At 36.7% G+C, this 2,823-nt stretch carries 3 protein-coding genes and 2 pseudogenes; all 5 read right to left on the reverse strand.

Translation table 11 applies throughout. The features are described from left to right. Window positions 1-266, reverse strand: a pseudogene (locus tag ACHBHN_RS11185) (hypothetical protein); the annotation flags it as partial. Window positions 267-273: 7 nt separating this feature from the next. Continuing rightward, window positions 274-711, reverse strand: a complete 438-nt coding sequence (locus tag ACHBHN_RS11190) for a membrane protein (RefSeq protein WP_044693296.1) — start codon at window positions 709-711, stop codon at window positions 274-276. A gap of 200 nt (window positions 712-911) precedes the next feature. Continuing rightward, window positions 912-1,244: pseudogene (locus ACHBHN_RS11195) on the reverse strand (DNA methyltransferase); the annotation flags it as partial. Continuing rightward, on the reverse strand, window positions 1,199-2,440 hold the full coding sequence (locus tag ACHBHN_RS11200; RefSeq protein WP_172066665.1) for a hypothetical protein: 1,242 nt from the start codon (window positions 2,438-2,440) through the stop codon (window positions 1,199-1,201). The pseudogene ACHBHN_RS11195 and the gene ACHBHN_RS11200, both read right to left, overlap by 46 nt. Next, window positions 2,440-2,823: hypothetical protein (locus tag ACHBHN_RS11205; protein WP_394734150.1), on the reverse strand; the 384-nt coding region annotated here is incomplete at its 5' end. The genes ACHBHN_RS11205 and ACHBHN_RS11200, both read right to left, overlap by 1 nt.

Consider the following 2,823-nt stretch of genomic DNA (forward strand, 5'->3'; position numbering starts at 1 on the left):
GTATAAGCAATAACAATCTGGCTAGTATCAGCCTTTCCATTAACATACGGAGCAACTGCCATGGCCTGCATCCCATTATCGTTTGTAATATTGACATCGTTGTTATTGTCTTGAACGGAGAGAACTTTATACTGTTGCCCTGTAACTGGGTCAGTTAACAAATCCTTCTTAACAACGGGCTCTTCATCATTTGATTGTGCCTTACTTGGCTCGACATTATAGACTTGACCTGCCAAATAATTGTAACTACTGTCTGTTATAGTTATAGTCATACTATTCCTCATCTCTATGATTTGAATGAATAACTGTTGTTCCAGTAATAGACACTGTCAGTATTTCATCTATTCTATCCATAATTCTTAATTTTGATTTAGTCTCAGACTTTTCTATTAAGGTAAAGCTATCTAAATTATATCTTATACCTCTAATATTTTCTAAACCTTTTAAATCCGAAAAAGAAAAACTCATTCGATTACTTCCATTAACCACAACTGTCGTTCCCCACATGCCAGTTTCTAAAGAATGGCCCCAACCTTGAAACTCAATCGTTTCAACATCTTCATAATCACTTACAATTAATTTGGCAATCTGAACTTCTAATTGGTATTGCTGCTCCTCCTTAGAAAGTTGATTATCTCCATTCAAACTAAAAAACATCACTAATCCTCCCACTACTAAAATACTAGCTACAATACTAATCAGTCGTTTCATCTGATAGACCTCCTTGTACATCTATTATTCATTATTTTTAAAGTGTAGTAATAATTTTTAAGTCCTTATTACTCTCTATGTTTCTGTTAACATACTCATCGTCAATAAATGCTTAAGTGTCATAAGAGCCTCCTATACACTATTTACACTGAATTGAGAGCATTATCTTAGTTTTTTATTAAATTAAAAAACTTCGTAGATTATTCTTGCCGAATCACTCGCTCAATCTCCTCAATCATTGAATAGGCTTCATCAAAGGTCAAAGTCTGTCCATCACGCAATACCGTCACGTTGTCATTTCCTGTTGATTCTATATAACGTTTGACAATGACATCCACAAACTTTTCATCTAGCTCAATGCCGTAACAAACCCTTCCAGTTTGGTCTGCGGTAATTAGGGTCGAACCAGAACCAAGTAATGGATCAAGAACAATTGTCCCACGCATGGATGAGTTTTGAATAGGATAAGCTATGAGCGGAATTGGTTTTATTGTTGGGTGGTCTTTACTAGATTTTGGACGGTCATATTCCCAACATGAAAGTCACTAACAATTTCTTGGTGAGTCACACCATGAGAAGCAAAGATGTCTCTGACTTCCCAAGCTGATAGCTCAGAATAGATGGAAAAATCAACCTTTGACCAGATCGCTTCGACCTCTGCATCTGCCTTAGTCTTGAGAGCGGTCATCTCATCCAAACCTGACTTAGCCGCTTCAGCCATGGACGCCCCAAGAATATAGCCTTGACCGGCGTCCAAGAAAATTTCGCCTGAAGCAGTGCCTAATAATGACGATTGCGAAGCAAATTCTTTTAGTTGTGCCATACTACTTGATGCTGTCAATACAGTCTGATATTGCGTTGATGCTAAAAAACGATTATTAACAACATTACCATCCCTATCTACAATTCGACCATACTCGTTAAAATCATATGCACTTAGACTGTGCCAATAAAAACCACCTTCTAAGATGCTATCAAAACTAATCTTCCTTAATCTTTTAGCTTTTAAATTGATAGAAATTCCAAGATTATCTGTCTTAAAGTGCTTATCTCCATAAGCACCAATATTACCTACGACATCCCATTCAATGCGATAGTTAGTGTATAGATTTCGATTTTCCTCGACCCATTTTATCGCAGAATCTGACATCCCCCTAACAGGGTCTGGTCCATTAAAAGCTATTGATGGAATCTGGTTTTCAGCTGCTACAATAATAGCTAAATAAGCCCCTAATGAATGACCTGTAGTAGTCAAATTCGCTTCTGGATACTTCTTTCGGATGTCTTCATAAAATTTTTGAGCAGTTTTTAATTGCGAATCTGTTTGGGTTTGAGGAAGACGAACTGTCTGGGTCGTCCCAGGAACACGAACAGTCTCATAATCTGTTTTTAGCGTCGTGGTATTGCCTCCAGCAATCATTTGAACATCTGTATCGATATCTTTCGAATCCTTAATATTAGTCCCCGCATAAGCAATAACAATTTGACTGGTGTCCACAATAAGTTTACCTTCGACATCGTATCCCTTCACAGGTGCTACTGCCATAGCCTGCATACCGTTATCGGTGGGATTCAACGAATTTCCCTCAGCCTGCAAAACTACAAACCTCTGACCGCTAGATAAAAATGTGTCATCAATTTTCAGTTGTTTCTCTAGCTCAGGATATTTCACTGGGTCTAAGTCATATACTTTTTTTGAAATATTATTGTAATTTTTCTCGGTAATCATTATGAATCTCCATCAATATAATTAACATCAACTCTATTAGCTATAGAACTACTACTCCTGTCCACAAATTTTGCACCATGTTCATAGAAAGTTATCACATAGTCATCATCTCCATAATCTCCAAAAGATACCATAATAACCATTTCTGAATTAACTTCCATCAACACATCCGTAAAACCAGTCTTAGAATCTTTTTCAGCACTCAAAAAATCTATCTTCCTAATATTTTCATAGTGCTCAGTTAAATACTGTGCAATGTTCTCTTGCTCCTGTCGAAACAATTTAGCCTCGTATTCTTCTTTTGTTTCTCCATTCAAACTAAAAAACATCACTAATCCTCCTACTACTAAAATACCCACGATAATAGACAATAAACGTTTACC

This window comes from Streptococcus sp. A22, assembly GCF_043674215.1.
Taxonomy (GTDB): domain Bacteria; phylum Bacillota; class Bacilli; order Lactobacillales; family Streptococcaceae; genus Streptococcus; species Streptococcus suis_V.